Consider the following 20,648-nt stretch of genomic DNA (forward strand, 5'->3'; position numbering starts at 1 on the left):
CGCCATTAGACTCATGGCCGTTCCCGCTTTGTTGCTGTTGAACGAGACAAACCCACGAAACCCGGCATGACAACCCCCAGACTCCAGCTCGCGCACATCACCAAGCGGTACCCCGCGGTGGTTGCCAACAGCGACATCACCCTGGCCGTGCAGCCCGGCGAAATCCACGCCGTGCTCGGCGAGAACGGTGCCGGCAAGTCGACCCTGATGAAGATCATCTACGGGTCGGTCAAGCCCGACGAGGGCACCGTCACCTTCGACGGCCAGGCCGTCAACCTGCGCAATCCCCAGCAGGCGAGGGCGCTGGGCATCAGCATGGTGTTCCAGCATTTCAGCCTGTTCGACACGCTCACCGTGGCCGAGAACGTCTGGCTGGGGCTGGACAAGTCGCTGCAGCTGGCCGAAGTGGCGCGCAGCATCACGGCCAAGGCGAGCGAGTACGGCCTGGACATCGACCCCTCGCGCCCGGTGCACACGCTGTCGGTGGGCGAGATGCAGCGGGTGGAGATCATCCGCGCGCTGCTCACCAACCCCAAGCTGCTGATCCTCGACGAGCCGACCTCGGTGCTCACGCCGCAGGCCGTGCTCAAGCTGTTCCAGGTGCTCAAGAAGCTGTCGTCGGAAGGCTGCAGCATTCTCTACATCAGCCATAAGCTGCACGAGATCCGCGAGCTGTGCACCGCCTGCACCGTGCTGCGCGGCGGCAAGGTGACGGGGGTATGCAATCCGCAGAACGAGAGCAACGAGTCGCTCTCGCGGCTGATGATCGGCAGCGAGCCGCCGCCGCTGAAGCACCGGCCGGTGCACGCGGGCGCCGTGGCGCTGCGCGTCGAGCGGCTGTCGCTGGCGCGCGAGGACCAGTTCGGCGTGGACCTCGACGGCATCTCGTTCGAAGTGCGCGGCGGCGAAGTTGTCGGCATCGCGGGGGTCTCGGGCAACGGGCAGAAGGAGTTGCTCTACACGCTGTCGGGCGAGGACGTGCGCGCCGAGGCCGCGATGGTCCGGGTGTTCGACAAGCCCGCGGGCAGGATGCGGCCACGCGCGCGGCGCGCCCTGGGCCTGCATTTCGTGCCCGAGGAACGGCTGGGCCGCGGCGCGGTGCCCACGCTGGGGCTCGCGCACAACCTCCTGCTCACGCGCAGCAATGCGGTCGGGCGGGGCGGCTGGATCCGCACCGGCGCGCTCGAGCGCCATGCGCGCTCGATCATCGAGCGCTTCAACGTCAAGGCGGGCGGCCCGCATGCGGCGGCGCGCTCGCTGTCGGGCGGCAACCTGCAGAAATTCATCGTCGGCCGCGAGATCGACGCCAATCCCAAGCTCTTCATCGTCTCGCAGCCGACCTGGGGCGTGGACGTGGGCGCCGCCGCGCTGATCCGCGGCGAGATCCTCGCGCTGCGCGATGCCGGCTGCGCCGTGCTGGTGGTCAGCGAGGAGCTCGACGAGCTGTTCGAGATCAGCGACCGGCTGCACGTGATCGCCAAGGGGCGGCTGTCGCCGTCCATCGACCGCGCGGCGGCCACGCTGCCGCAGATCGGCGAATGGATGAGCGGCTTGTGGCAAGGGCACAAGCACACGGAGGCGGCCCATGCTTAAGCTCGAACCCCGCCCGGAGCTGTCGCGCTTCTGGAGCTATGCCTCGCCGATCCTGGCGCTGCTGATCACCGTGCTGATCGGCGTGGCGCTGTTCGCCGCGCTCGGCAAGGACCCGGTCAAGGGCCTGCTGGTGTTCTTCTACGAACCCATCAAGAACGGCTACGCCATCGGCGAGCTGATGGTCAAGGCCACGCCGCTGCTCATCATCGCGCTGGGGCTGGCCGTGTGCTTCCGCTCGAACGTGTGGAACATCGGCGCCGAAGGGCAGTTCGTGTTCGGCGCCATCGCGGCGGGCGGCGTCGCGCTGTTGGCCGACAAGACCACCGGGCAATGGATCGTGGTGGCCATCCTGGCCGCGGGCATCCTCGGCGGCATGGTGTGGGCGGGCATCGTCGCGCTGCTGCGCGACAAGTGCAACGCCAACGAGATCCTGGTGAGCCTGATGCTGGTCTACGTGGCCACGCTGCTGCTGGGCTACATGGTCTTCGGGCCGTGGAAAGACCCGAACGGCTACAACTTCCCGCAGACCAAGACCTTCGAGGCGGTCACGCAGATCCCGCGCCTGTTCAAGGGCTCGCGCGTGAGCATCGGGCTGATCATCGCGCTGGTCGGCGCCGGGGCGCTGTGGGTGTTCCTGTTTCGCACGCGCGCGGGCTTTGCGCAGCAGGTCGGCGGGCTGGCGCCGGCGGCCTCGCGCTACGCAGGCTTCTCGGCCCGCCGCGCGGTGTGGATCGCGCTGCTGACCTCGGGCGGCGCGGCCGGCCTGGCCGGCGCGCTCGAAGTGGCCGGGCCGCTCGGGCAGCTCACGCCGTACGTGCCGGCGGGCTATGGCTTCGCGGCCATCATCGTGGCCTTCGTCGGGCGGCTGCATCCGGTGGGCATGATCTTCTCGGCCATCCTCATGAGCATGTTCTATATCGGCGGCGAGCTGGCGCAGTCGCGCCTGGGCCTGCCGAAGTCGCTCACCGGCGTGTTCCAGGGCCTGCTGCTGTTCACGCTGCTGGCCTGCGACACGCTCATCGCCTACCGCATCCGTCGCAAGGCGGCCGCCAAGGCCGCCTCCGGCATGACCACTGCCTCGCTGCAAGCCAGCACGCCCATCACCGCGCCCGTCGCGCGCCCGAACGAGGGAGCCCTCTGACATGGAAAGCTACGCACTCCTGCTCGGCTCGACGCTGAGCGCGGGCACCGTGCTCGCCATCGCGGCGCTGGGCCTGCTCATCAACGAGAAGGCCGGCATCGTCAACCTCGGTGCCGAGGGCATGATGCTGTGCGCCGCCATCGCGGGCTTCGCGACGGTCGTCACCACGCACAACCCGTGGCTCGGCTTCCTGGCCGGCATGGCGGCGGGGGCCTTGCTCGCCGCCTTCTTCGGCGTGCTGGTGATCTGGCTCAACACCAACCAGTACGCGACCGGGCTCGCGCTGAGCCTGTTCGGCGTGGGCTTCTCGGCCTTCGCCGGCATCAACTTCGTGCAGGCCAAGCTGCCGGAAAGTGCGTCTTACGCGATTCCCGTGCTGGGCGACATTCCGCTCATCGGCCCGGCGCTGTTTCGCCATCACCCGATGGTGTATGCCGCGATGGCGCTGACCGTCGGGCTGATCTGGTTCCTGTACCGCACGCGCGCCGGCCTGGTGCTGCGCTCGGTCGGCGAATCGCCCGAGTCGGCGCATGCGCTGGGTTACCCGGTGCGGCGCATCCGCTTCCTGGCGGTGATCGCGGGCGGCGCGCTGTGCGGGCTGGCGGGCGCGTACCTCTCGACGGTGTACACGCCGCTGTGGGTCGAGGGCATGGTGGCGGGCCGCGGCTGGATCGCGCTGGCGCTCACCACCTTCGCGACCTGGCGTCCGGTGCGCGTGCTGCTGGGCGCGTACCTGTTCGGCGGTGTGTCGATGCTGGGCTTCCACCTGCAGAGCAGCGGTGTCGACGTGCCCGCGCAGTTCCTCAGCATGCTGCAGTACATCGCGCCGATCGTGGTGCTGGCGCTGATCTCGCGCAACCCGGCGTTCATCCGCGCCAACATGCCGGCTTCCATCGGGAAACCGTTCTACCCCGGCTCATAATCGCGTTTTCGTTTTTCCGCCAACCCGTCCTTTTTTGAGGATTTCCGACAATGAATGATCTGAACAAGCGCTCCCTGCTCAAGCTGGCTGCCTTCACCGCGGTCGCTTCGGCCGCCCTGATCGGCTGCGGCAAGAAAGAAGAAGCCGCAGCACCGGCCGCCGCACCCGCGGCCCCGGCTCCCGTGGCGGCCGCTCCGGCGCCGGCACCGGCAGCGCCGCTGAACATCGCGTTCGCCTATGTCGGTCCGGTGGGCGATGGCGGCTGGTCGTTCGCGCACGACAACGCCCGCAAGGCGCTCGAGAAGGAATTCGGCGACAAGATCAAGACCACCTTCGTGGAAAGCGTGCCCGAAGGCGCGGACGCCGAGCGCGTGTTCCGCGACTTCGTGAGCCAGGGCAACAAGCTGATCTTCGGCACCACCTTCGGCTACATGGAGCCCATGCTCAAGGTCGCTGCAGACAGCAAGGACGTGAAGTTCGAGCACGCCACCGGCTACAAGACCTCGGAAAACATGCGCACCTACGACAGCCGCACGTACGAAGGCGCGTACATGGCCGGCGTCATCGCCGGTGCCATGACCAAGAGCAACACCCTGGGCGTGGTCGGCTCGGTGCCGATTCCCGAAGTGCTGCGCAACATCAACAGCTTCACGCTGGGCGCGCAGTCAGTGAACCCGAAGATCACGACCAAGGTCGTGTGGGTGAACGAGTGGTTCAGCCCGCCGAAGGAAACCGAAGCCGCCACCGCGCTGATCAACGGCGGCGCCGACGTGCTGTTCCAGAACACCGACTCGCCGGCCGTGCTCAAGACCGCGCAGGAAAAGGGCAAGCGCGCCTTCGGCTGGGACTCGGACATGACCGCCTACGGTCCCAAGGCCCACCTGGCCTCGGCCGTCATCAACTGGACCCCGTACTACGTGAAGGCCACGCAGGAAGCGCTGGACGGCAAGTGGACCACCGGCCAGTCGTGGTGGGGCGTGAAGGAAGGCGCCATCGACCTAGTGTCGATCGCCGAAGACGTGCCGGCCGAAGCCAAGGCCAAGGTCGACGAAGTCAAGAAGGGCCTGAAGGACGGCAGCTTCGTGATCTGGAAGGGCCCGATCCTCGGCCAGGACGGCAAGGAGCTGGTCGCCAAGGACGCCGTGGCCGACGACAAATTCCTCTCGGGCATCAACTTCTACGTCAAGGGCGTGGAAGGCAAGGTGCCGGGCGGCGACAAGAAGTAAAGCAGCAGCGCGCTGACTGATTCACGGGCCATCCCTGAAAAGGGGTGGCCCGTTGTCGTTTGCGGACCGGTCTGAGGATGCGCAGAGCGCATGTGTTGCTCCCAAAACAATGCCGCCCGCAAAGAAAGAGCCAATCCGTGAAGAAGTGAACGCTTATGTGTTACAAAATGAGACTCAACTTCTGAAGTTGTTATCTGGCCGCCACTGCCCGGATTTTCTTTTCATGGCAATCCGTGAGGAAAATCCTTGCCTTCAGCTAGGGCCTGTTAACACATCCTCAGTCCATCAGCGACGAGCACGAAGCTGATGAAGCCCAGGAACATGAGGTCGAGTTTCTCGAACCGCGAGAAGATACGGCGATAGCCTTTGAGTCGACGGAACAACCGCTCCACCTCATTGCGGCGCTTGTACATCTCGCGGTCGTAGTCCCACGGTTCGATCCGCGTCTTCATTGGTGGCACCACCGGAATGAAACCCAGATCCAGTGCCAGCTGCCGTGTCTCGTTGCCTTCGTAGGCACGGTCCATCAACAAATGCACCGGTCTGCTGGTCGGCCCAAGACTGCTGAGCAGGCGCCGGCCTTCGGGTGCGTCGTGCGCCTGCCCAGGCGAGAGCGAAAACGTCACGGCCGTTCGAGCATCCGCGGCAACCATATGAATCTTGGTGTTCCATCCACCTCGGGACTTTCCGATGGACTGCGGACCGTTTTTTTTAGTGCCCCTGTGCCGTCGGGATGGACCTTGATGCTTGTGGAGTCCAGCGAGACTGCTTCGATCTTGATGCGCACGACCTGCGCTCGCTGCAACTCCTCGAACATGCGATCAAGTACACCGGCCTTGGTCCAGCGGTTCATGCGCGTGTAGATGGTGTGCCAGTTGCCAAACCGCTTGGGCAGTCCGCGCCACTTGCAGCCATGCTCGGCCACGTAGAGGATCGCATTGACCACCTGCAGATTGCTCAGGCTGACGTTGCCACGCTGCTTGGGCAGGCAGTGCTCAATCGTGGCGAATTGCTCGGGTGTGATCTCCATGCCCCGAAGTATCCGCCGCAGTGGACGCAATCGCTATTAGTGTTAACACGCCCTAGAGTAACAATCGGTGTCGCAGCACCGGTCCGCTGGATGGCGGATCGGGGGCCAAGCGCCTTCAGGAGGACCGCCAAAGATCCACAGACGAGGCTGAAATGCAGGATGCCGTCACCAACCCCACTCAAGCAGCAGCGTCTCAACCCGCACCGATCCCGCTGGACATTCCCGGCTATGAACTTCTGGAAGCGCTGGGCGCCGGTGGGTACGGCACGGTGTACCGTGCGCGGCAGCAAAGCACGGGCGCACAGGTCGCGATCAAGGTCGTGAAGCTGCAGGCGGGCAACCGGCGCGTGGCCCGCTTCCATCGCGAGACGCGGCTGTGCGCCGCGCTGCATCACCCGCACATCGTCCAGCTGCTCGACAAGGGCGAGCAGGGCGACTGCGTCTACGGCGTCTTCGAATACGTGCCGGGCGAAACGCTCACCAGCCTCATCCGCCGCCAGGGCGCGCTGACGGCATCCGAGACCGGCCGCCTCATGGCCGAGGTGCTGGACGCACTCGACTGCGCGCATGCCGCCGGCATTGTCCACCGCGACCTCAAGCCCGACAACGTGATGGTGACGCTCACCGGTGCCGTGCCGCACGCGAAGGTGCTCGACTTCGGCATCGGCACCGTCATTCCCCAGCGCACGGGCCTGCAGTTCCCCGCGCTCACGATGACCGAGGAAAGCCTGGGAACGCCGGCCTACAGCGCGCCCGAGCAACTGCGCGGCGAGCCGCCGAGCATCCGCACCGACCTCTACGCCTGGGGCCTGATGTTCCTCGAATGTCTGACGGGCGCGCCCGCCGTGCAGGGGGCGTCGGCGGCGGAAATCCTTCACCGGCAACTGAGCCCGCAGGAAATTCCGCTGCCCCCCGAGATCGTGGAGCATCCGGTGGCCGCGCTGCTGCGCAAGGCGCTCAGGAAGAAGGCCTCTGAGCGCGCGGATTCCGCTGGCACGCTGCTGGCCGAGCTCACGCGCCTGCGGCTCGAAGACCTCGTCGGCGTGCTGCGCTCGACCCGGCAGGCGCAGCACGAAACGCTCACGCGCACCGTGGCCACCACGCGCGTCTTCTCCGAGAAGCGGCAGCTCACCGTGCTGTGCTGCAGCGTCTCGGTGTGGCCCGACACCGATGCGGACGGTGCCGAGACGCACGACGCGCTGCCCTCCGACATCGAAGACATCGAACTGCTGCAGCGCGATGAACTGGCGCTGTTCGCGGAAACCGCCACCCGACGCGGCGGCCTGCTCGCCGGCACGCTCGGCGACCGCATGATCGTGCTGTTCGGCTATCCCCATGCCAGCGACACCGACGCGCGGCAGGCCAGCATGACGGCGCTCGAGCTGATGGCGCTGAGCCGCCGCCGCGGCGCCGCCATCGCGCAGGCGCACGGCGTGCACCTGGGCATCCGCATGGGCATGCACACCGGCATGGCCGTGGTGGCCAACGGCGAGGTGCCCTCGGGCCATGCCGTCAATGTGGCGATGCGGCTCGAAGCCGTGGCCGAGACGGGCACCCTGCTCGCGAGCGAAAGCAGCCACCGCCTGCTGGGCCGCTACGCGCACTTCGACAAGGTCGCGAACGTGAGCCTGCCGGGCCAGTCCGCGGGCATCCAGACCTATCAGCTCAATGTCGACCGGCAGGCACCGCTGCTGCCCGACCCGTCGCCGGACGCCTCGGCGCAGGCGGTGTGCGTCGGCCGCGAAGCCGAACTGGAGCGCCTGCGCGCCGCATGGACCCGGGCGCGGCAGGACCACGGCAGCGCCGTGTGGATTCGCGGCGAGCCGGGCATCGGCAAGTCCTGCCTGGCCGACACATTGCGCGCCCATGTGCTGGCCGAAGGCCTGCGCACCGTCGGCGCGCAGTGCCAGCCGGAGAACCGCAACAACGCGCTCACGCCTTTCCTGAACCTGCTGCGCCAGCGGCTCGACGCGGCCCCCGACACCTCGCCGGATGGCCGCCGCGAATGGCTGCGCGAGATCCTGCGCGGCGCCGGCTGCGACGAAGACGCGGTGCTGCCCATCTTCTGCGCGTGGCTCTCGCTGCCGCTGGGCAACTGCGAGCCCAGCCGCATTTCTCCTCCGATGCAGAAGGCGCTGCTGCTGGCGTCGATGGCGCAGTGGCTGCTGCACATGGCCGAGTCCGCGCCGCTGCTGCTCGTGCTCGAGGACGTGCACTGGGCCGACCCCACGAGCATCGAGTTCGTCGAACAGCTCAGCGCGCAACTGCCGCACCGCCGCGTGCTGCTGGTGCTCACGGCACGACCCGAATGGACGCCGCCGCAGGCGCTGGAGGCCGAGTGCATCGACGTGCGTCGGCTGGAAGACGCACAGGCCGCCGAGCTGGCCCGGCGGGCGCTGGCGCCGCGCGTGGTCACCGCCGGCGTGATCCGCAACGTGGTGGAGCGCACCGATGGCGTGCCGCTGTTCGTCCAGGAAATGGCGCGCATGCTGCTCGACGCCTACCTGGTCGAGAGCGACGGCGTCTGGGGCTTTCGCGACACGGTGCAGCCGGCCGCGATTCCGGTCACGCTGCGCGACTCGCTGGTCAGCCGCTTCGACCGGCTCGGCCCGCTGAAGAACCTGCTGCAGCTCGCGGCCACCATCGGGCGCCAGTTCGAGATCGACCTGCTGTGCGCCTGCTCGGGCCGCGCGCGCGAGGCGGTGGACGCCGACATGGCCGTGCTGCGCGAGGCGGAGCTGGTCATGCCCGACGATCGCGCGGGCGCGGGCGCCTACATGTTCCGCCACGCGTTGATCCGCGACACGGCCTACGAATGCATGCTGGTGGCGCAGCGCCGCCAGCAGCACCGCGACGTGGCGCAGACGCTGATGCAGCGCTATCCGCAGCGCGTGGCCGCCGAACCCGGCGGCGTGGCCCAGCACTGGGCCGACGCCGGCGACCATGCGCAGGCCATTGCGCATGCGGTGCAGCAACTGCGCATCACGCAAGTGCGCTCGCTGAACGATGAAACCATCGCCTACGCCCGTCACATCGACAGCTGGATGGCGCAGCTCAGCGGCACCGCCCAGCGCGAGGCCCGGCTCGACGTGAACAGCTACGTCACGCAGGCGATGATGAACAAGTACGGCTGGGCCCACGAGCAGGTGGTGGAGCGCATCGCGCTGTCGCAGGACCTGCTGAACGACACCGTCGCGCGCGACAAGCAGGTGCAGCACCTGTGGGCCCTCATCACCTACCACCACGTCGCGAGCAACCGCGGCGAAGTGCGCCGCCTGAGCCACCGGCTGCTCGACCACGCCACGCAGCAGCAGGACCAGGGCGTGCTCGTCGCGGCGCAGACCTACCTCGGGCTTTCTCACTATTCCGAAGGTCGCTTCGACCTGGCCGAACAGGCGCTGACCGATGCCGTCGAGCGCTACGACCCCGTCGCCCACGCGCACCATGCGGCCGAGTTCGGTTTCGACACGCGGGTGTGGGCCACCACCGGGCGTGCGCTGGTGCGCTGGTTCGCGGGCCACGACGAGGCCGCGCGCAACGACGCCACCACCGCCGTGCGCCTGGCGCGCGAGATGTCGCACATTCCTTCGCTGAGCATGGCGCTGCTCTACCAGAGCCTGGGCCACCAGGCCCGCGGCGACCGGGCCCGGGCACTCGCGAGCACGGGCGAACTGCTCGACATCACGGCGCGCTACGGCCTGCCGGCGTTCACCGGGTACGCGGAAATCATCCGTTGCTGGGCGAGCGGCGAGGCGAGCGACATCGCGCGCGCCGATGGCGCCGTGGAGGCGCTGTGGGGCATGGGCTGCCGCTATTGCCAGAGCTACTACCGCTCCTTCGCCGCGGAGACGCTGGCGGCCAACCAGCGCTGGGCCGAGGCGGCCGAGCGCATCGACGAGTGCCTGCGCCTGGTGGACGTGCTCGAAGAGCGGCTCTACAGCGCCGAGCTGCACCTGAAGAAAGCCCGCTACCTGCAGGCGGCGGGTGCCGACAGTGCCACCGTGCAGGCGTGTTTCTCGCAGGCGGCGCTGGTCGCGCGCGTGAGCGGGAAACACCGAACCGAAGCCGAAGCCCTGGTGGCGTTGCAGGCACTGGCACCCGCCGTGCACGACGTTGCCGGACGCTTGAACGATCTGGCCGCCCTGCGGCCGGAACTGTCCGTGCGCACGCTCGTGCATGCGCACATCACTTGAACCCAAGGATTGAAGTCACCATGACCCTCCAGCGCCAGAACGCCGACCCGTTGCTCGAATTCCGCCTCGCCTACCTTCGCGGCATCGCCCGATCGTGGCAGGACGACGCCTACCGCCGCGAACTGCTCGAGCAGCGCGACATCCAGCCGCTGCTGCACCGCGATTTCGGCCTGCCGACGTTGTGGCCGCAGCTCGACATCTCGCTCTACCAGAGCGCCGACCCGCACCAGCGCGCCGAGTGGAAGCCGATGCTCACGTCCGGCTGGATCGGCCCCGACGACGCCTTCGTCATCGTGCTGCCGCAGGCACCGGCGTCGAACGCTTCCGAGGCCCTGGCTGTCTACTACCAGCAGTTCCCCAACTTCATGGGCTCCTCCGCCCAGTTCGAAGTGGCCGAAGTGCCGCCGGGCTTCGTGGGCGGCGCCCTGCCCACGGGCCTGGGCATTCCCGGCGGCGGCCCCGATTCGCTGCTGGCCTTCGGCGGCGTGGTGCTGCGCGCCATCGCGCTCGCATGGCAGTCGCCCGAGTTCCACGCGGAACTGACCCGCGACGACGGTGCCGACAAGGCCAATGTGCTGAGCCAATGGCTGGGCTACAACAACCCGTTCAACTTCGAGATCCGGTTCGCGATCAACTCGGCGTTCACCTGGGACGCTGCGGCTGGCAAGTGGAACCAGACGAACCCGGACGGCTCGCCCATCAAGAACAGCATCCAGCTGAACTACCCGAGCGCGCCGGAAGAGAAGGACCTGTGGGCGATCGCGCTGACCTCGTACAACAACACGGGCAGCGCCTATCCGTTCACCTGCTGAGCTTGCCGTCGCGCCGGTGCAGACGCAACCGCCGACCCAGGCGCTGCAGGGCGCCACGGCCACGCTGCTGCTGACGCTGGCCGCGCGCGCGCGGGCCGGCGGCATGGCGGACATGCCGGCGTTCGACGATCCGCAGGCGCGCCGCATTGCGGCGGCGTTGCCCCTCGACCTGTCGGCCTACGCGGCGGACTCCGCCTTCGTGCGCGGCGTGGTGGTGCGTGCGCTGCTGTTCGACCGGTTCGCGGCGGAGTTTCTCGCGGCCCATCCCACGGGGCTGTGCATCGCGCTGGGCGCGGGCCTGTGCACGCGCCGCAGCCGGCTGGCCGCGGGCGCTGGCGCGGCAGCGGCCGGCGCGCGCTGGCTGAACGTCGACCTGCCCGATGCCATTTCCCTGCGCAAGCAATACATGCCCCGCGTCGAGGAAGAAGACAACCTGGCCTGCTCGCTCCTCGATGCCGCGTGGCTCGACACCGCAGGCCTGCCGGGCGACCGGCCGGTGCTGGTGATGCTGGAGGGCGTCTGTCCCTACCTGCCGCAGGCGCCGCTGGAGGCCGTGCTGCGCCAGTTGGCCGAGCGGTTCGCGCATGGCGGCCCGCCGTGCTTCGTCGTGCTCGACCATGTGCATCCGGCGCTCGCGCGGCTTCCGATGCAGGTGGGCGGCATGCAGCTGCCGGTGGTGTCGGGCTTCGAGGACGCCGCAGGGCTTGCGCGCATTCATCCGGCGATCCGGGTGATGTCTGAAGAACATCCTTATGCGCAGTTCTCGCAGCAGCACCTGCTGTTCGAGACCGCGTTTCACGCCACCACGGGCGCGCGGCCTTACGCCGTCGTCCGCCTCGCACTGGGCTCGCAAGACGATGCATGACGCCGCCGCGCCCGACCTGTTCGGCGACGTCTTCCAGTGGCACGAGAAATACCTGCCGCCGGCGGTGCTGCGCGACCGCCTTCTGCTGCTGAGCGAGAACGAGCTGCTGGTGCTCGGCTCGCCCGGTGTGATGGCGCTCGAGCGCGTGCTGCGCGAAGGCGTGAGCCTGGCGTCGCACTGCAGGGAGACCGGCGCCGGCGCGCTGCTCGCCGAGATGCTGCATGCGCTCGGCGCCTTGTTGCGGCAAGGCTTGGTGCGGCCGGTGATGCTGCGCGGCGGCGAGGCCTACCTGTCGCCCGATTTCTCGGCGCCGCACGCGCCCATGGCGGTCACGGCCCATGTCGATGCCATCTCGCTGACGGATGCGGTCGGCCGCGGCGCGGCGATGCGCTGGGGCCAGGCGCTGGCCGAGGCGTTCGATGGAGCAGGATATGGGGCGGGCGACGGCCCTGGCCTCACGATCGTGTACTGCGATGACTACCTCGACCCCCGGCTGGGCGCCATCGATGCCCGGCAGCGGGCGAAGGGGCGGCCATGGCTGCTGGTGAAGCCGGCGGGCGAGCAGGCCATGGTCGGCCCGCTGTTCACGCCGCGTGCCGGCGGGAGCGAAGGCGAGGCACCGGCCTGCTGGCATTGCCTTGCGCACCGCTGGCTGCGCAACCGGCCGGCGCGTGCCTGGTGGCGGGCGCGGCATGGCGACCTGGACAGCGGGCCGCCGGTGCGCGCGGGCGCCAGCCTGGTGGCCGAACGGCTGGACGGGCTGCTCGTCAAGGCGCGACAGATGCTTGTCGCACCGCCCGGCGAGGCGCAGGCGGTATGGACGCTCGATCCGCTGGAAAGAAACCCCGTGGTCGCGCGCCCCCAATGCCCGCAGTGCGGAAGCCCGGGGCTCATGGCGGTGCTGCAGCGCGAGCGCATTGCGCCGGCACCCGGCGGACCCGTCGCCGGCGCCGATGGCGGCTGGCGCACCGTGCCGGCCTCGGCCACGGTCGAGCGCCTGTCGCGCCACGTCGGCCCGTTGTGCGGCGTGATCGCGCGGGTGAAGCCCTTGAATGCCGAGTCCGACGGCATGCTGACGGTCTACCGCAGCGAAATCTTCAAGACCCCGCAAACCTGCGGCGACCCCGCCCCCGGCGCCTGGATGCAGACCTGCCTGGGCAAGGGCATGTCGGTGGCGCAGTCCCGCGCCAGCGCGATGTGCGAGGCGGTGGAGCGCTACGCTGCTTTCTACCAAGGCGACGAAGCCACGGTCATCGCGCCCGCCGCGGACCTGGACGCGCGCTGCATTCCGCCGACCGCGCTGGCGCACTTCAGTGAGCACCAGAAGTCGCAATTCGGCACCGACAAGCCGCCGCACGCCGTGGCTGCGGCCGACGCCGGACCGGAGCCTGCCTGGTGGGTGCCCGCATGGTCGCTGACCGCCGACGCGCGCTGCTATCTGCCGCTGGCCTTCTGCCACGCCCATGCGCCCGCCGAGAGCCAGTACCACGTCTCCTGGACATCGAACGGCTGCGCCGCGGGGAACACGCTCGAGGAGGCCATCCTGCAGGGCTTCCTCGAACTGGTCGAGCGCGATGCCGCCGCCATCTGGTGGTACGGCCAAGTCCGCCGGCCTGCCATCGACCTGGACGGCATGCCCGTCGCAACCCGCCTGCGCCTGTCGCGCACATGGGGGCTGCAGTGGGCGCACTGGGTGCTCGACATCACGCACGACTTCGGCATTCCGGTGGTCGCGGCGGTGGGGCGGCATCGGCAGACGGGTGAATGGGCTGTCGGTTTCGGCTGCAGTCCGGACCGCATGCTGGCCTGCGAGCGCGCGCTCACCGAAATGAGCCAGCTGATCGCGGCGGGCAAGACCTTCCCGGTGCCCGGCGCCGACGGCGGGCAGGAGGCGCCGGCCTTCCTCATGCCGATGGAAGAGGGCGGCGCCGTGCCGCTCCATGCGTCGCCCGACGCCGGTGCGCGGCGCGACATCGCCGGGGAGATCGCGAGGTGCGTGGGCATCGCCGCCGGTCTGGGCCTGGAGACCATCGTGCTCGACCACTCGCGCCCGGACATTCCGCTGCGCACGGTCAAAGTCGTGGTGCCGGGCCTGTGCCACATCTGGCCGGAGCTGGGCAACCCGCGTCTCTATGGCGTGCCCGTGGCAATGGGGTGGCGCAATTCGCCCCTGCAGGAAGCCGATCTCAACCCCCAGGCGCTGTACGTCTGAGCGGGCGAGCGAAAATAGAAGGTATGGCTCTCTTCAGGAACAAGCGAGACGGCCGCTCCATCGTGCTGCGCCCCGTCCATGCGTTCGGCCGCCGTCCGTCGGCCTGCCAGACCGTGCTCAAGGCGCCCGATGTGTCGCAGGTCCATGCGTTGGTCCGCTGGAACAGCCTGGCCTGGGAAATCGTCGACCAGAGTCGCAACGGCACCACCCTGGACGGCGTACGCCTGCCGAACGGCCGCTGGACCGCCCTGAGCGTGGGCGCCGAGGTGCGCATGGGCCTGGGCGACGAATCGGCCTGGATCGTGCAGGACCTGACGCCGCCTGTCACCTGCCTGTTCTCGGGCCAGGGGCACGGTGAACCCGTGGCGCTCAACCCGCGCGAAACCCTGCTGCCCGACGCCCAGCAGCCCGAGGTGAACGTGTATTTCCACGAGGGGCGCTGGATGCTCGAGCACATCGACGGCATCGAGCACCTGAACGACGGCGCCATGGTCAGCACCTCGCGCGGCGCCTGGGAGTTCGTGCTGTGCGACGACCTGGAGTCGACCTCGGAGAATGCCGTCGCCTCGTCGGCGCCGAAGACGGCGGACGTCGCGCTGCATTTCGACGTCAGCCAGGACGAGGAGCACACCAGCCTCAGCCTGCTGGCGGACGGCAAGTCGGTGTCGCTGGGCGAGCGCATCCACCACTACACCCTGGTCACGCTCGCGCGGGTGCGCCAGCAGGACGCGCAAAGAGGCGTTCCGCCGCAAAGCCAGGGCTGGATCGGGCTGGAGGACCTCTCGCGCATGCTGGGCGTGGAGCCTTCGTACGTGAACATCCAGATCTTCCGCGCCAAGCACCAGATCCTCAATGCGCTGCCCCCCAGCCTGGGGGAGCCGCCGCTGGTCGAGCGGCGGCGCGGCAACGTGCGCCTGGGCGACTACCGCTTCGAGATCCGGGGCGGCGCGCACCCCCTGTAATCGCTTGTAATTTCATTTATCCCCTGCGCTCCCTAGAGTGACTTCCAGTGCAATGCACGCCCCCGCGGCGCGCATTGCCTGATTCAGTTACTTCTTCAGAGAGTCATGGGAAAGATCTATTCCGTCACGGTCGACAACCACGCAAGCCATTCGGCTTTCTTCATGGTGTTCCAGAGCGACCCCACCCAGTGGGCGCCCAACGCCATGTCGCTCGCCTGGTTCGCCAAGTATTCGAACCCCGGCCAGAACTCGCGAATCCGCTTCGAATGGACGACCGACACCGGTTTCTCCTGGGCTGAAACAGGCGAGCTGCAGCCCGGCATCCAGTTTGCTCCGGCCGAAACCTGCGAGCCGACCGGCGGCAGCAACAGGATCTCGCTGGACTGCGAAGACGGCATCTACCGGTTCGCCAACCCCAGCTGGGGTGCCGATCCGGCACGCTTCTACCTGGCCGAGACCGCCAACATCCCGGCCCGCTCGCAGGCCTGTGTCGGCGTGACCATGTCCGGCAGCACGGTGTATGCGGTGCAGGCCCGCCCTAACCAGAACCTGGCCTTCTCGCCGCGCCCCCGGTACTTCATTGCCTACGGCGACTACCAGCAAGGCGACGTGATCGATGTCAGCACGGTCAACAACCCGCTGGAGCTGTCATTCCCGGCCGGCGTCCATGCGCTGACGACCACGCTGCATGCCGATGGCAGCTGGACCCGGCCGGTTTCCCTTGCCCGGGCCAACGAGCAGCGCCTGCGCCTGCTGTCTATTTGAGTGAGGAGGAAAGCGAAATGCATATCGCCAGCGCCAATGTTTCGAGGCCGACACCGGATTTCGCGGAGGACGACCGTGAAAAGAACACCGCGTTCTTCAATGCGCGGCGCCATGCCGACGACTCGCCCGCCCGGCGCGCCGGGGAGGGCGCGACGAGCATGGACGTGCGGCGCGTGCTGCTCGTGCCCCCGGGCGCGCGCCTCGAGGACCCGCGCGTGACCTGCCTGCCGATGGAAGAACGCGTCTGGGAGAGCGGCTACACGCTGGTCATCGACGAAGTCAAGCGCGGGCTGCTGCAGGACTTCTGGAAGCACTACTACGGTTCTTCCGCCGAGATGGACGTCTCGGGCGTGCAGCTGATGGAGTTCCGCAAGGACATCATGGCGGTGACGCCGGAGTGCGTGGGCCAGCCGGCGGTGCTGCGCTTTCTCGTCGAACTGGGGCGGATGTGCGTGCAGGCCTACCGTCAGGACGCCAGCCTGCGGGTGGTGACCAAGCAGCCGGCCTGAGATTCGATTTCTGCTGGAGGACATATTCGATGGGATGCCTGGCTCCTCAGAACATGAGGAAAATTTTCCCGAAGTGCCCTGGGCCCAGGGACCTGTACAGCCCTGACTCGATGACCGGGCAGGCCATGGCTCCCGTTTGCCCGTGGTGCCGCAAAGAGGATCGCAGCATGCACTTCGATCCCGTGCGGCTTCAGGTGCGCGCGGTGCAACTGGAATCGCACATTCCGGTATTGCAGTGCCCGGAAAGCAGGGAGCCTGCCCAGGCGCGGTCCGTGATGACCCGATGGTTCCTGGCCTCGCTCTATGTCGACGCGATCGGCAGGCCGCCGAGTCCGGATTCGCTCGCGTTCTGCGTGGCCGGCTCCCTGGCCCGTCTGGACGCGGCCCCGGTGTCCGACATCGAATGCTTTGTCATCCTGAAAGACCCGTCCGCCGCCGTGCGGATGAAGGCTGTCGGGAAGGTTTTCAAGAAAAAGCTGATGGCCACGGTTGCGCAGGATCCGGCGGGGAGGAGTGGTGATCCCGCCGGCATCGACCCGATCACGCTCTGCGATGGACCCGCGGAGATACGCAACCTCATCGTGCAGAGGAACATGGATCAGCTGATTCATCCGCTGCTGAATGCACAGGTGGCTTTCGGCAATCGCGAACTCCTCGCGCAGCTGTGCGATCTCCTGAAGAAAACGGCTGCACCGGACCTGAGAGCCCAGGGGCTGTCGGATCTGAAGGAATGCTTTCACACCTGCCAGCCGTCGAGGCTGCCAGGAAGCTTCGGCGGCCTGATGGCCGTGGACCTCGAAAGAGACCTCGCCCGGCCACTGGCGCTTTGCGTGAACGGCCTTGCCAGATACAACGGCATCGATGTCATTGGCGTGCGTGCCCAGGCCCATGAGCTCAGGGCGGCGAAGGTAGTGTCCGCCGCGGTGCACGAGATGATCATTGCCTGCTCCGAGGCGCTGGAAAGAATCTGCGCGGCCTCGCAACTGGCATGCCTGGGCCATCACGCAGACACGCTCGACGTCAGCAGCGAGGCCGAGGTTCCCGGCGAGTTGATGAAGGTGGCCGCCCAGGTCAATTGCCTGCAGCACATCGCGTCCAGATACCTTGAATGGCTCGATTCCAGCACGCCGGTCATCTTCGGCAACGAGAGCCCCTTCCTGAGCAAGTCTCCCGCGACCTACTACGGGGCGTGACCGGTGTGACCGGCGCGGCCGGTTCAGGCCTGCGCCGCCTGCAGCTGCGCGCCCATCTTCTGGTGGATCAGGTTCACCGCCTTCAGCGGGCGCAGCATCACCTTGAACTCGGTGATCCGGCCGGCGTCGTTCCACTTGATCATGTCGACGCCGTTGATCTGGATGCCGTCCAGCTCCAGCTTGAACTCGAGCACCGCGTCGTTCGCGGACTGGAGTTCGCGCACGTAGCGGAAGCTTTCGTTGAAGAACACCTGTAACGCCGCGGCCAGGTATTTCTGCGTGATGGCCTTGCCCACCTGGGGCTTGTGCACCACCGGCGAATGAAAGACGGCCTCGTCGTCGAGCAGGGCATCGAGCCCTGCCACGTCGCGTTCCTTGACGAGGCGGTGCCAGGTGGCGAGTGTGTCGATCGGCATGGGTCTCCTGGGGCTGTTGTGGTTGACGCCCGCCATTTGACGCACGCAGGCGGCTCATGGCAAGGCGGCATGCGCGCGTAGGCGACTCGCCGTCAGGCCAGCCGGTCGAGCAGGCTGTACCAGGCCACGCCGCCCGCCACGTAGAAGCGCTGCAGGCCGTGCAGCGGAATCGGCCGGATCGGCGTCACCGGGTACGGAAAATCCGCGCCCGCGTCGACGAGCCGGGCGGCCAGGTGCTTGCCCATGCTCGTGGCCAGCGCAATGCCCCGTCCGTTGTAGCCCAGCGCTATCGTCATGCCCGGCGCCGGGGTGTGCACATGGGGCATGAAGTCGCGCGTGACCGCGATGCGGCCGGCCCAGCGGTACTCGTAGCGCAGCGGCCCCAGTTGGGGAAACAGCAGTTCGAGCGAACGTTCGAGGTGCGCGAAATCCGCGGGCCCGGCCGGGTCGGCAAAGTGGCCGCGACCGCCCATCAGCAGACGGCCCTGCGCGTCCTTGCGGAAGTAGAGCAGCAGGCGCTGCGAGGTCGATGCGGTTTCGCCGCCCGGCAGGATGGCGTCGGCCGCTGCGCCCTTGAGCGGTTCGGTGGCAACGATGAAGCTGTTGGCGGCCAGCACGGTGCTCGACAGCTTCGGCCACAGCGCGCCGGTGTAGCCGTTGGTGGCAATCAGCACCTGGTCGGCGGTGACGCTGGCGCCCGTCGACGTGCTCGCATGCCAGTGCGTGCCGCGGCGCTCCAGCGCCGTGACTTCGGTGCCGCCGTGCACGGAAGCACCCGCGGCCTGCGCGGCACGCACCAGCCCGCGCGTGTAGGCCAGCGGCTGGATGCTGCCGGCGCGGCCGTCGAGCCAGCCGCCCGCAAAGGCCTTGGTGCCGAGCCGTGCGCTGACGGCGGCGTGGTCGAGCTGCCGCGTGCTGACGCCGCGCTTGGCCCACTGCCCGGCGCGCGCATGCAGCGCGGCCACGTCCTTCTGCGCGTACGCCACCTGCAGCCAGCCGTTGCGCACCGGCTGGCAGTCGATGCCGTGGCGTGCGATCAGGTCGAACACGAGGTCGGCCGAGGCCGAGACCGCATCGATCAGCCGTGCGGCGCGCTCCGCACCATGGATGCGCACCAGCTCGTCGGGGTCGTGCTTGAGCGAGGGGTTCACCTGCCCGCCGTTGCGCCCCGATGCGCCCCAGCCGGGCTCGTGCGCCTCGAGCACGCAGGCCTGCACACCGGCCTCGGCCAGATGCAGCGCGGCCGAGAGGCCGGTGAAGCCGCCGCCGACGATCAGCACGTCGGCCTTGCGCGATTCGGTCAGCGGCGGTGTCGGCGCAGCGGGCGGCGCGGTGTCGGCCCAGAGTGAAGGAGGCAACGCACGAGCGCTCATGCGCGCACCTCAGCGGACGCCGCGGCACCAGACGGATGCAGCACGCGCCGCAGGAAGTCTTGCGTGCGCGCCTGGCGCGGCGCGCCCAGCACCTGCGCGGACGGGCCTTCCTCGACGATGCTGCCGCTGTGCAGGAAGCACACGCGGTCGGCCACTTCGCGCGCAAAGCCCATCTCGTGCGTGACCACGATCATCGTCATGCCCTCGTCGGCCAGCGCGCGCATCACGCCGAGCACGTCGCCGACCAGTTCGGGGTCGAGCGCGGACGTGGGCTCGTCGAACAGCATGGCCTCGGGCTTCATGGCCAGTGCGCGGGCGATGGCCACGCGCTGCTGCTGGCCACCCGAGAGCTGCGCCGGATACGCCTGTGCCTTCTCGGCCAGCCCCACCTTGGCCAGCAGCGCCAGCGCTTCTTCGCGCGCCTGCGCCGCGTTCTGGCGCAGCACGTAGACGGGGCCTTCCATCACGTTCTCCAGCACGGTGCGGTGCGGGAACAAATTGAAGCGCTGGAACACCATGCCCATGCGGCTGCGCAGCCGGTGGATGGTGGGTGCGGTGCGGTCCACCCGCTCGCCGAAGGCGCGCACCTCGCCGCCCTCGTACGACTCGAGGCCGTTGATGCAGCGAAGCACGGTCGACTTGCCCGAGCCCGAAGGGCCAATGAGGCAGACCACCTCGCCCTTGTCCACATGCAGGCTCACGCCCTGCAGCACACGGTGCGTGCCGAAGCGTTTTTCCAGTCCTTCGACGTGGATCATGGTTGTTTTCTCCCGGCGGCGAAGCGCTTCTCGAGCCGGCGCAGGCCGTACACCAGCGGCAGGCTCATGAGCAGGTAGAGCAGGGCGACCAGCGTGTAGACCGTCATGTTCTGGAAGGTCGACGAAGCGATGAGCTGGCCGGCGCGCGTCATCTCTGCCACCGTGATGGTCGAGACCAGCGAGGAGTCCTTGAGCATCATCACCAGCGTGTTGCCGTAGGGCGGCAGCGCGATGCGAAAGGCCTGCGGCAATATCACGCGCCGCATGATCAGCGCCGAGCGCATGCCCATGGCCTGCGCGGCCTCGCGCTGACCGGGGTCGACCGCCTCGATGCCGGCGCGGAAGTTCTCGGCCTGGTAGGCCGAGTAGGCGATGCCCAGGCCGATCACGCCGGCCTGGAAGGCCGTGAGCTGCACGCCGAACTCCGGCAGCACGAAGTAGATGTAGAAGAGCTGCACGATGATCGGCAGCCCGCGGATCACGTTGACGATCACCGAGCCCGCCCAGGAGAGCGCGCGCACGGGCGACAACTTCATCAGCGCGAGCGCAAGGCCGAGCGCGCTGCTCAGCAGGAATGCCAGCACCGTGACTTGCACGGTGACCACGGCGCCCTGCAGCAGGATCGGCAGGAAGTCCTGCGCGTTCTGGAGAAAGGTGGGAGCAGCCATGGGTCAGCGC

Annotated in this window: 17 protein-coding genes; 12 read left to right on the forward strand and 5 right to left on the reverse strand. The window is 68.2% G+C overall.

Going from position 1 to position 20,648, the window contains the following annotated elements:
* The first annotated feature begins 66 nt into the window (after nucleotides 1-66).
* Genes ACWV14_RS33305 through ACWV14_RS33320 form a run of 4 tightly spaced genes read left to right on the forward strand, consistent with a single transcriptional unit; the run spans nucleotide 67 to nucleotide 4,882 of the window.
* Nucleotides 67-1,593: an ABC transporter ATP-binding protein gene (locus tag ACWV14_RS33305; RefSeq protein WP_454908086.1), complete on the forward strand. Its 1,527-nt coding sequence runs from the start codon at nucleotides 67-69 to the stop codon at nucleotides 1,591-1,593.
* Nucleotides 1,586-2,734 carry an ABC transporter permease gene (locus ACWV14_RS33310; RefSeq protein ID WP_454908087.1) on the forward strand — a complete coding sequence of 383 codons (1,149 nt, stop codon included), beginning with the start codon at nucleotides 1,586-1,588 and terminating at the stop codon, nucleotides 2,732-2,734. The genes ACWV14_RS33305 and ACWV14_RS33310 overlap by 8 nt, the downstream gene beginning before the upstream one ends.
* A gap of 1 nt (nucleotide 2,735) precedes the next feature.
* Nucleotides 2,736-3,656: an ABC transporter permease gene (locus ACWV14_RS33315; protein ID WP_454908088.1), complete on the forward strand. Its 921-nt coding sequence runs from the start codon at nucleotides 2,736-2,738 to the stop codon at nucleotides 3,654-3,656.
* Nucleotides 3,657-3,706: 50 nt separating this feature from the next.
* The gene (locus tag ACWV14_RS33320; RefSeq protein WP_081268956.1) at nucleotides 3,707-4,882 is read left to right on the forward strand and encodes a BMP family ABC transporter substrate-binding protein; all 1,176 of its coding nucleotides are present in this window, start codon (nucleotides 3,707-3,709) and stop codon (nucleotides 4,880-4,882) included.
* 266 nt (nucleotides 4,883-5,148) lie between these two features.
* On the opposite strand, the gene ACWV14_RS33325 is transcribed toward ACWV14_RS33320, so the two are convergent.
* Nucleotides 5,149-5,912, reverse strand: a protein-coding gene (locus ACWV14_RS33325) for an IS5 family transposase (protein WP_259652097.1) whose coding sequence is annotated in 2 segments (ribosomal slippage) — nucleotides 5,149-5,597 and nucleotides 5,597-5,912 — 765 coding nt in all. Because the reading frame shifts where the segments join, the coding sequence is not laid out codon by codon here.
* 152 nt (nucleotides 5,913-6,064) lie between these two features.
* Between ACWV14_RS33325 and ACWV14_RS33330 the strand changes: the two genes are divergently transcribed.
* The 8 genes from ACWV14_RS33330 to ACWV14_RS33365 all read left to right on the forward strand — a co-directional run bounded on the left by ACWV14_RS33330 (nucleotide 6,065) and on the right by ACWV14_RS33365 (nucleotide 17,423).
* The gene (locus ACWV14_RS33330; protein WP_454908089.1) at nucleotides 6,065-10,105 is read left to right on the forward strand and encodes a TOMM system kinase/cyclase fusion protein; all 4,041 of its coding nucleotides are present in this window, start codon (nucleotides 6,065-6,067) and stop codon (nucleotides 10,103-10,105) included.
* A gap of 20 nt (nucleotides 10,106-10,125) precedes the next feature.
* Nucleotides 10,126-10,917: a BMA_0021/BMA_0022 family TOMM bacteriocin gene (locus tag ACWV14_RS33335; RefSeq protein ID WP_454908090.1), complete on the forward strand. Its 792-nt coding sequence runs from the start codon at nucleotides 10,126-10,128 to the stop codon at nucleotides 10,915-10,917.
* Nucleotides 10,918-10,933: 16 nt separating this feature from the next.
* Nucleotides 10,934-11,782 carry a class I SAM-dependent methyltransferase gene (locus tag ACWV14_RS33340; protein WP_454908091.1) on the forward strand — a complete coding sequence of 283 codons (849 nt, stop codon included), beginning with the start codon at nucleotides 10,934-10,936 and terminating at the stop codon, nucleotides 11,780-11,782.
* Complete coding sequence (locus tag ACWV14_RS33345) at nucleotides 11,775-13,994, forward strand: TOMM precursor leader peptide-binding protein (protein WP_454908092.1); 2,220 nt, start codon at nucleotides 11,775-11,777, stop codon at nucleotides 13,992-13,994. Before ACWV14_RS33340 ends, ACWV14_RS33345 begins: the two co-directional genes overlap by 8 nt.
* A gap of 23 nt (nucleotides 13,995-14,017) precedes the next feature.
* On the forward strand, nucleotides 14,018-14,956 hold the full coding sequence (locus tag ACWV14_RS33350) for an FHA domain-containing protein (protein WP_454908093.1): 939 nt from the start codon (nucleotides 14,018-14,020) through the stop codon (nucleotides 14,954-14,956).
* Nucleotides 14,957-15,061: 105 nt separating this feature from the next.
* A complete protein-coding gene (locus ACWV14_RS33355; RefSeq protein WP_454908094.1) occupies nucleotides 15,062-15,721 on the forward strand; it encodes a hypothetical protein in 660 nt (219 codons plus the stop codon).
* 17 nt (nucleotides 15,722-15,738) lie between these two features.
* Complete coding sequence (locus tag ACWV14_RS33360) at nucleotides 15,739-16,230, forward strand: hypothetical protein (protein WP_454908095.1); 492 nt, start codon at nucleotides 15,739-15,741, stop codon at nucleotides 16,228-16,230.
* Between the two features lie 167 nt (nucleotides 16,231-16,397).
* The gene (locus ACWV14_RS33365; RefSeq protein ID WP_454908096.1) at nucleotides 16,398-17,423 is read left to right on the forward strand and encodes a hypothetical protein; all 1,026 of its coding nucleotides are present in this window, start codon (nucleotides 16,398-16,400) and stop codon (nucleotides 17,421-17,423) included.
* Between the two features lie 23 nt (nucleotides 17,424-17,446).
* Here ACWV14_RS33365 and ACWV14_RS33370 read toward each other — a convergent pair whose 3' ends face one another.
* From ACWV14_RS33370 to ehuD, 4 genes are all read right to left on the reverse strand, one after another.
* Nucleotides 17,447-17,839, reverse strand: coding sequence for a nuclear transport factor 2 family protein (locus ACWV14_RS33370; protein WP_454908097.1), 393 nt, complete (start codon nucleotides 17,837-17,839; stop codon nucleotides 17,447-17,449).
* Between the two features lie 92 nt (nucleotides 17,840-17,931).
* Nucleotides 17,932-19,212, reverse strand: coding sequence for an NAD(P)/FAD-dependent oxidoreductase (locus ACWV14_RS33375; protein WP_454908098.1), 1,281 nt, complete (start codon nucleotides 19,210-19,212; stop codon nucleotides 17,932-17,934).
* On the reverse strand, nucleotides 19,209-19,970 hold the full coding sequence (locus tag ACWV14_RS33380) for an amino acid ABC transporter ATP-binding protein (RefSeq protein ID WP_454908099.1): 762 nt from the start codon (nucleotides 19,968-19,970) through the stop codon (nucleotides 19,209-19,211). The genes ACWV14_RS33375 and ACWV14_RS33380 overlap by 4 nt, the downstream gene beginning before the upstream one ends.
* Nucleotides 19,967-20,638 carry an ectoine/hydroxyectoine ABC transporter permease subunit EhuD gene (ehuD, locus tag ACWV14_RS33385; RefSeq protein WP_081268946.1) on the reverse strand — a complete coding sequence of 224 codons (672 nt, stop codon included), beginning with the start codon at nucleotides 20,636-20,638 and terminating at the stop codon, nucleotides 19,967-19,969. Before ehuD ends, ACWV14_RS33380 begins: the two co-directional genes overlap by 4 nt.
* Nucleotides 20,639-20,648: the final 10 nt, after the last annotated feature.

This window comes from Variovorax durovernensis (assembly GCF_977011995.1).

What these genes read in the sequence shown, in the direction of transcription:
- ACWV14_RS33345 (WP_454908092.1), top strand. Translation starts at nt 11,775, where the DNA reads ATGCATGACGCCGCCGCGCCCGACCTGTTCGGCGACGTCTTCCAGTGG.
- ACWV14_RS33335 (WP_454908090.1), top strand. Translation starts at nt 10,126, where the DNA reads ATGACCCTCCAGCGCCAGAACGCCGACCCGTTGCTCGAATTCCGCCTC.
- ACWV14_RS33310 (WP_454908087.1), top strand. Translation starts at nt 1,586, where the DNA reads ATGCTTAAGCTCGAACCCCGCCCGGAGCTGTCGCGCTTCTGGAGCTAT.
- ACWV14_RS33315 (WP_454908088.1), top strand. Translation starts at nt 2,736, where the DNA reads ATGGAAAGCTACGCACTCCTGCTCGGCTCGACGCTGAGCGCGGGCACC.
- ACWV14_RS33365 (WP_454908096.1), top strand. Translation starts at nt 16,398, where the DNA reads ATGCACTTCGATCCCGTGCGGCTTCAGGTGCGCGCGGTGCAACTGGAA.
- ACWV14_RS33380 (WP_454908099.1), bottom strand. Translation starts at nt 19,970, where the DNA reads ATGATCCACGTCGAAGGACTGGAAAAACGCTTCGGCACGCACCGTGTG.
- ACWV14_RS33320 (WP_081268956.1), top strand. Translation starts at nt 3,707, where the DNA reads ATGAATGATCTGAACAAGCGCTCCCTGCTCAAGCTGGCTGCCTTCACC.
- ehuD (WP_081268946.1), bottom strand. Translation starts at nt 20,638, where the DNA reads ATGGCTGCTCCCACCTTTCTCCAGAACGCGCAGGACTTCCTGCCGATC.
- ACWV14_RS33370 (WP_454908097.1), bottom strand. Translation starts at nt 17,839, where the DNA reads ATGCCGATCGACACACTCGCCACCTGGCACCGCCTCGTCAAGGAACGC.
- ACWV14_RS33330 (WP_454908089.1), top strand. Translation starts at nt 6,065, where the DNA reads ATGCAGGATGCCGTCACCAACCCCACTCAAGCAGCAGCGTCTCAACCC.
- ACWV14_RS33360 (WP_454908095.1), top strand. Translation starts at nt 15,739, where the DNA reads ATGCATATCGCCAGCGCCAATGTTTCGAGGCCGACACCGGATTTCGCG.
- ACWV14_RS33355 (WP_454908094.1), top strand. Translation starts at nt 15,062, where the DNA reads ATGGGAAAGATCTATTCCGTCACGGTCGACAACCACGCAAGCCATTCG.
- ACWV14_RS33305 (WP_454908086.1), top strand. Translation starts at nt 67, where the DNA reads ATGACAACCCCCAGACTCCAGCTCGCGCACATCACCAAGCGGTACCCC.
- ACWV14_RS33350 (WP_454908093.1), top strand. Translation starts at nt 14,018, where the DNA reads ATGGCTCTCTTCAGGAACAAGCGAGACGGCCGCTCCATCGTGCTGCGC.
- ACWV14_RS33375 (WP_454908098.1), bottom strand. Translation starts at nt 19,212, where the DNA reads ATGAGCGCTCGTGCGTTGCCTCCTTCACTCTGGGCCGACACCGCGCCG.